The organism is Kytococcus sp. HMSC28H12, from assembly GCF_001816045.1.
Classification (GTDB): domain Bacteria; phylum Actinomycetota; class Actinomycetes; order Actinomycetales; family Dermatophilaceae; genus Kytococcus; species Kytococcus schroeteri.
Genome location: NZ_KV824307.1, coordinates 1 through 6,659 on the forward strand (window position 1 = coordinate 1; position 6,659 = coordinate 6,659).

Annotated in this window: 8 protein-coding genes; 6 read left to right on the top strand and 2 right to left on the bottom strand. The window is 73.8% G+C overall.

Going from position 1 to position 6,659, the window contains the following annotated elements; genetic code table 11:
* Positions 1-1,029, bottom strand: a 1,029-nt coding sequence (locus HMPREF3099_RS02145) for a sensor histidine kinase (RefSeq protein ID WP_070703549.1), incomplete at its 3' end; no start/stop codon positions are given.
* Between the two features lie 353 nt (positions 1,030-1,382).
* On the opposite strand from HMPREF3099_RS02145, the gene HMPREF3099_RS02150 reads away from it, so the two are divergent.
* From HMPREF3099_RS02150 to HMPREF3099_RS02170, 6 genes are read left to right on the top strand one after another with little or no spacing between them, the layout of a single operon-like run.
* A complete protein-coding gene (locus HMPREF3099_RS02150) occupies positions 1,383-2,375 on the top strand; it encodes an FtsX-like permease family protein (RefSeq protein ID WP_070703550.1) in 993 nt (330 codons plus the stop codon).
* Entirely contained in the window at positions 2,372-3,151 is a 780-nt protein-coding gene (locus HMPREF3099_RS02155; protein WP_070703551.1) for an ABC transporter ATP-binding protein, read from the top strand. The genes HMPREF3099_RS02150 and HMPREF3099_RS02155 overlap by 4 nt, the downstream gene beginning before the upstream one ends.
* A 21-nt stretch (positions 3,152-3,172) precedes the next feature.
* Entirely contained in the window at positions 3,173-3,310 is a 138-nt protein-coding gene (locus tag HMPREF3099_RS12700; protein ID WP_168168416.1) for a hypothetical protein, read from the top strand.
* Positions 3,307-4,104 carry a (Fe-S)-binding protein gene (locus HMPREF3099_RS02160; protein WP_256374414.1) on the top strand — a complete coding sequence of 266 codons (798 nt, stop codon included), beginning with the start codon at positions 3,307-3,309 and terminating at the stop codon, positions 4,102-4,104. The genes HMPREF3099_RS12700 and HMPREF3099_RS02160 overlap by 4 nt, the downstream gene beginning before the upstream one ends.
* Positions 4,101-5,582, top strand: a complete 1,482-nt coding sequence (locus HMPREF3099_RS02165; protein ID WP_070703552.1) for a lactate utilization protein B — start codon at positions 4,101-4,103, stop codon at positions 5,580-5,582. The genes HMPREF3099_RS02160 and HMPREF3099_RS02165 overlap by 4 nt, the downstream gene beginning before the upstream one ends.
* Positions 5,579-6,235: a LutC/YkgG family protein gene (locus HMPREF3099_RS02170; protein ID WP_070703553.1), complete on the top strand. Its 657-nt coding sequence runs from the start codon at positions 5,579-5,581 to the stop codon at positions 6,233-6,235. The genes HMPREF3099_RS02165 and HMPREF3099_RS02170 overlap by 4 nt, the downstream gene beginning before the upstream one ends.
* Before the next feature lie 2 nt (positions 6,236-6,237).
* Here the strand turns inward: HMPREF3099_RS02170 and HMPREF3099_RS02175 are convergent.
* The coding region (locus HMPREF3099_RS02175) for a P1 family peptidase (protein ID WP_202816662.1) at positions 6,238-6,659 on the bottom strand (422 nt) is incomplete at its 5' end.

Below are 6,659 nucleotides of genomic sequence, written 5' to 3' on the forward strand. Positions count from 1 at the left end.
CGGGGCGTCCAGGCGGGCCCCGCCGCGGCCGTCGTCGGCCACCACCAGACGCACGTGGTCGTCGCCGAAGGTGAGCGTGACCGTGGCCCGAGTGGCGCCGGCGTGCTCGGTGACGTTGCCCAGCGCCCCCTGCGCGATGCGGAGCAGACCCACCTCGGTGGCGGTGGGCAGCTGGCGCTCGGTGCCGGTGACGACGAGCTCGGTGGGCGGGTCCACCACGGCCTCGGCGGCCTGGCGCAGCGCGTCGGTGAGGCTGCGGCCGTCCTCGCGGCGCAGGGCCTCCACCACGCGGCGCGACTCGGCGAGCCCGTCGCGCGCCACGTCCTCGATGCGGTCCAGCAGTGGGTCGCGGTCGGGGCCCTCGGGCACGGCGCCGGTGAGCAGCACCACGCTCGTGAAGGACTGCACCACGGTGTCGTGCAGGTCGCGGGCGATGCGGTGGCGCTCGGCCAGTGCCCCGGCCTCGGCGTGGGCGGCGGCCAGGGCGGCGCGGGTGTCGCGCAGCTCGTCCACGAGGGCCGCCCGGGTCTCGGACTCCTGGCGCACGCGCGTCATCGTCCAGGCGCCGAGCACGCACGCGGCACCACCGATGGCGGGGCCCACCACGCCGCCGAGCCCCCCGTCGGGGGAGGCGAGTTCGGCGCTCGCGACGAGGGCGGTGAGCACCGCGACGGCGGGGACGGCCCAGCGCAGCGGCTGGTGCATGAGCCAGAGCACGAACAGCGGGAAGGCCACCCACGCGAACGCCGGGTGCAGGTGCATGAGCACGGCCCACCCGAGGCTCAGCGCCACCAGCCAGGCGAGGTTGGCCCGGGTGGGGGAGAGGGGGGTGGAGCCGGCGACGCGGCGGGTGAAGGCTCCGCCGAGGGTGAGCCACCAGACGGCACCGGCCAGGCCAAAGGTCCACCACGGCAGGGCGGGGTCCGTGTCCGGGGGCGTGGGGCGGGGGCTGGCCCCGGACTGCCACGTGGCCAGGGCGAGGAGGGCCAGCATCAGCACCTGCGCCATCACCCGGGTCACGCGTTCCATGGGGTCACCGTAGGTGGTGGGCGGGTCGACGCCGGCCCGTGGCGGGTGGTGCGGGGCCGTGTGGCGTGGGCGCACGGGAACCGTCGCCGGGCACGGGAAACCTCACGGGCGCACGTGGAACTTCCCGTGCGGTGGCCACCTTTCCCGTGCCGCGCACGGTTTCCCGCGCCGCGAGCAGGGGCCGGTGTCGGACCCGGCCCCTGGCGGTGTGGGCCCCCTCCTGGACCTGCCCGCCCGCCATCCACCGAACGGTTGAGGTCGCACCCCACCGGTCAGCCGATGGAATCCGCCTCCCCGGGCGGTGAACTGGTTCATGCCCGGACAACCGACCGGGCAGGATCGAGGAGGACGAGATGTTCGTGGCACTGCGCGACGCATGGTTCGCGCGCGGACGGTTCGCGGTCATGGGTCTGGTGGTGGCACTGGTGTCGCTGCTGGTCGTGGCCCTCAGCGGCCTCACGGCCGGGCTGGGTGCGCAGAGCGTCTCGGCCGTCAAGGCCCTGCCGGGCGAGTCGGTGGTCGTCGCCTCGCCGAGCAATGGCGAGAAGGTGGAGCTCTCGCGCAGCCAGCTCTCCGCTGAGCAGGTGGCCGGCAACGAGCAGCACGCGGTGGGCATGGCCACCGCACGCATCGCCACCGACGGCAGCACCGAGACCGTCTCCGTCATCGGCATCGACCCCGACGGCCCCCTCTCCGAGGCCGCCGGTGGCCACCTCGTGCGCGACGCGAAGGTCAACCGCGACGGCACCCTCACCGGTGTGGGCAAGGACGACGAGTACCTGGACCTCAACCACCTGCCGGCCGTGTGGCTCCCCATGGACACCTGGCAGCAGCTGCCCATGGCCACCGGCTCGGCCGCCACCGCCCTGGTGCTCCCCGAGGCCGACCCGAAGGCCCCCGCCGGCACCACCGTCATGGACCGCGGCGAGGCCCTCCAAGCCGTGGGCTCCTACGCCTCCGAGCAGGGCTCGCTCAACCTCATCCGCGGCCTGCTGCTCGTGGTCTCCGCGGTGGTGGTGAGTGCCTTCCTCACCGTCTGGACCATCCAGCGCACCGGCGACCTGGCGGTGATGCGCGCCCTCGGCGCCCGCCGCCGCACCCTGGTCACCGACGTGCTCACGCAGGGCCTGCTGCTCCTCGTGGTCGGCGGAGGCTTCGGTGCCCTCGTGGCCGCCGCCCTAGGCGCCTGGGTCGTCACCACCGGCGCCGTGCCCTTCGAACTCTCCGTCCTGACCACCGTCGTCCCGTGGCTGCTGCTCGTGGCCGCCGGACTCGTGGGCGGCGCCCTGGCCGTCCGCCGCGTCCTGACCATTGACCCCGCGCTGGCCCTGGAGGGAGCCCGATGAGCCTCGAACTGACTGATGTGACCGTGAGCTTCCCCGATGGCGACGACGTGCGCCACGTGCTGGACGGGTTGGACCTGTCGGTGGCTGCCGGCGAGGCCGTGGCGCTGACTGGGCCCAGCGGCTCGGGCAAGTCGACCCTGCTGGCCGTGGCCGGCCTGCTGCGCCACCCCGATGGGGGCAGCGTGCGGTTGGGTGGCCGGGAGTGCGGCGATCTCGGCGCCTCGGAGCGTGACGCCGTGCGCCGCGACACCGTGGGCCTGGTGTTCCAGCAGGCCAAGCTGCTGCCGGCCCTGACGGCTCTGGAGCAGCTGGAGCTGGTGGCCCGTCTGCGGGGCGCGCGCGGCAAGGACCTGGCCGCCGCCCGTGAGCGCGCCCGGAGCCTGTTGGCCGAGATGGACCTTCCCGGCGTGGAGGGGCTCCGCCCGCACCAGCTCTCCGGTGGCCAGCAGCAGCGCATCTCCATCGCCCGCGCCATCATGGGCGACCCCAAGGTGCTGCTCGTGGACGAGCCGACCTCGGCCCTGGACCCGGCCCGTGCCGGCGAGGTGTTCGCCCGTCTGGTGGACATCGCCCGGGAGCACGACGTGGCCACCGTGGTGGTGACCCACGACGAGCGACACCTGGGGCTCATGGACCGGGTGCTGACGATGGACTCGGGGCGTGCCGTCCTGGCCGATGCCGTGGGTGGGTGGCGGCGGGAGGAGACGGCGGACTCCCACGAGCCGGTTGCGGCGGGGAAGGCCCGCCGCAGGGGCGCCTCCTTGTTGACGGTCTGAGCCCTCGCGGGTCAGTCCCGCGTGAGGTCCGCCCAAACCCCGCGCGGGCGGGAGTCGGAGATCCTGCGCAAGGGGCTGCCCTGGAGCATCGGTAGGCTGGTGGTGGCCTGCCTCATCGTCGGCCTGCAGGCCACCGTGCTGGAAGGACGGATGCCGTGACGACTGCCCAGATCGAGGGCGCTGCAGGCGCCTCTCTCCCACCCTCCCGCCCCCGCCGGGTTGCCCTGTTCGCCACCTGTTTCAACGACACCATGTGGCCCGAGGCGCCCAAGGCCACGGTCCGACTGCTGGAGCGTCTTGGGGTGCAGGTCGACTTCCCGATGGAGCAGACCTGCTGCGGCCAGATGTTCACCAACACCGGGTACGGGCCGCGGGCCGCCGGACTGGTGCGCTCCTTCATCGACACCTTCGGTGACTACGACGCGGTGGTGGCCCCCTCGGGCTCCTGCGTGGGCTCGGTGCGCCACCAGCACACCGGCATCGCCCGCGCCGTGGGCGACACCGGCCTGGAGCGCGATGCCGCCGCGCTGGCCCCGCGCGTGCACGAGCTCTCGGAGTTCCTCGTCGACGTGCTGGGGGTCACCGATGTGGGGGCCTTCTTCCCGCACTCGGTGACCTACCACCCCACCTGCCACTCACTGCGCATGCTGCGCGTCGGCGACCGCCCCTTGCAGCTGCTCCGGGCGGTGCGCGGCATCGACCTGCGCGAGCTGCCGGGGGCGCAGGAGTGCTGCGGCTTCGGCGGCACCTTCGCCGTGAAGAACTCCGACGTCTCGGTGGCGATGGGGGCCGAGAAGGCCCGGCAGGTGACGGCCACCGGCGCCGAGGTCGTGGTGGCCGGGGACAACTCGTGCCTGGCCCAGATCGGCGGAGTGCTCGGCCGGCAGCGGTCCGGCGTGCGCACCCTGCACCTGGCCGAGGTGCTCGCATCCACCCAGGAGGACCCAGCATGACGACCATTCCCGGACCGGTCCAGCAGACCTCGCCCACCTTCCTGGGCATGCCTCCCTTCCCGGAAGCGGCCCGCGAGGCGCTGGGCAAGAGCACGCAGCGGCGCAACCTGCACCACGCCACCCACACCATCCGCGCCAAGCGGGCCGAGGTGGTCGGCGAGGTCGACCAGTGGGAGCAGCTCCGACTGGCCGGGGAGGCCACCAAGGACGAGGCGCTGCGCCACCTGCCGCACTATCTCGAGCAGCTCGAGGAGCAGCTGACCGCCCGTGGGGCCACCGTGCACTGGGCCCGCGACGCTGCCGAGGCGAACCGCATCGTCATCGACATCGCCCGGGCCAAGGGGGCCGAGGAGGTGGTGAAGGTCAAGTCGATGGCCACCCAGGAGATCGAGCTGAACGAGGCCCTGGAGGGCGCGGGCATCCACGCCTGGGAGACCGACCTGGCCGAGCTCATCGTGCAACTCGGCGGTGACCTGCCCAGCCACATCCTGGTGCCGGCGATCCACCGCAACCGCAGCGAGGTGCGGGACATCTTCCGCGCCGAGATGGGCCGGGTGGGCCGCCCGGCGCCGGCGGACCTCACCGACGAACCCGCCCGCCTGGCCGAGGCGGCCCGGGTGCACCTGCGCGAGAAGTTCCTGCGCGCCAAGGTCGCGGTCTCCGGGGCCAACTTCGCCGTGGCCGAGACCGGCAGCCTGGTGGTGGTGGAGTCCGAGGGCAACGGCCGGATGTGCCTGACCCTGCCCGAGACCCTGGTCTCGGTGGTCGGCATCGAGAAGGTGCTGCCCCGCTGGGAGGACCTGGAGTCGATGCTGCAGCTGCTGCCGCGTTCGAGCACCGGCGAGCGGATGAACCCGTACACCACCGTCTGGAGCGGGGTGCACCCCGGCGACGGGCCGCAGGAGGTGCACGTGGTGCTGCTGGACAACGGGCGGTCCCATGCCCTGGCGGACACCACCGGCCGGCAGGCGCTGCGCTGCATCCGCTGCTCGGCCTGCCTGAACGTCTGCCCGGTCTACGAGCGCACCGGTGGCCACGCCTACGGCTCGGTCTACCCCGGCCCCATCGGCGCCGTGCTCAACCCGCTGCTGCGCGGGGTGTCCTCCGAGGTGGACGCCTCCCTGCCCTACGCCTCCAGCCTGTGCGGCGCCTGCTTCGACGCCTGCCCGGTGCGCATCGACATCCCCACCCTGCTGGTGGAGGGTCGGGAGCGCTCGGTGGAGGCCGGCGGGCACCGGGCCGAGGCGGCGGCGATGAAGGCGGCCACCTGGGTGATGTCCGACCACCGCCGGTTGGAGGCTGCTCAACGGGCCGCCACCACCGTGGGTCGACTGCGGGGTGACCGTCCGTTCCGGGCGCTGCCCGGCCTCGGTGCGTGGACCGGGGCGCGGGACCTTTCGGCGCCACCCGCGGAGACCTTCCGCCAGTGGTGGGCCCGCGAGCACGGTGACGACACGACCGAGAAAGGCGAGCGATGAGCGCCCGTAGCGAGATCCTGGACCGACTGCGCGGCGCGCTCGCCGACGTGGACGGTGCCCCCGACCCGCAGGTCGGGCACCGCACCATGCCCACCATGCAGGGCGCCGAACCACCTGCCGAGGGGGTGCTGGAGCGATTCACCGAGGTGGTGCGTGACTACCGGGCCACCGTGCAGCCCGTCACCTCCGACGACCTGCCGCGGGCCGTGGCTGGCGCCCTGCAGGTGGCCGGGTGCTCCTCGGTGGTCGTCCCCACCGGCCTCGATGACCGGTGGCTGTCCGAGGTGCGCCACGGGTCGATGCGGGTGGTCGCCGAGCAGGAGGTCGACACCGCGGGGCTGGACGGGGTGGATGCGGTGGTCACCGCCGCCGCAGTCGGCATCGCCGCGACCGGGACGATCGTGCTCGACCATGGCCCGGAGCAGGGGCGCCGCGCGCTGAGCCTGGTGCCGGACACCCACGTCTGTGTGGTCCGCGCCGAGCAGGTGGTGGCCGATGTGCCGCAGGCCGTGGCTCGCCTGCACCCCGATGCGGAGGCTGCCCAGCCGCAGACGTGGATCAGCGGTCCGAGTGCGACCAGCGACATCGAGCTGGAGCGGGTGGAGGGAGTCCACGGGCCCCGCACCCTGATCGTGCTGCTGGTCACCGACTGAGCTCAGCCGTGCCGGCGGGAGACCCCGTCGGCGATCGCCCGCTGCACCGCCGTGGCCGCCGCTTGCTGCACCTGCAGCAGAGTGGTGGTCACGGCGTCGGCGTCCTCCGGCAGCGGCCGCGTGCCGGTGGCCAGGCCGAACACCACGTCACCGTCCACCAGGCTGTGCACCGGATCGAGCGCGCGGGCCATGCCGGCGTGCGCGGCGCGGCACACGGCCTCGGTCTGGGCCACGGTGAGCGCCAGGTCGGTCGCGACGACGGCCAGCGTCGTGTTCGTGCCGTGCCGCGGGGTCGATGCCGGGGAGTCACCCAGGTCCTGTGCGCCGGGGTGGGTGGGGGCATCGCTGAGCACCCCCGTGGTGGGCACCGGGTCGCACAGGTCGGCCGGGTCCACCGTCACCGGCGTGCCGTGCGCGTTCACCG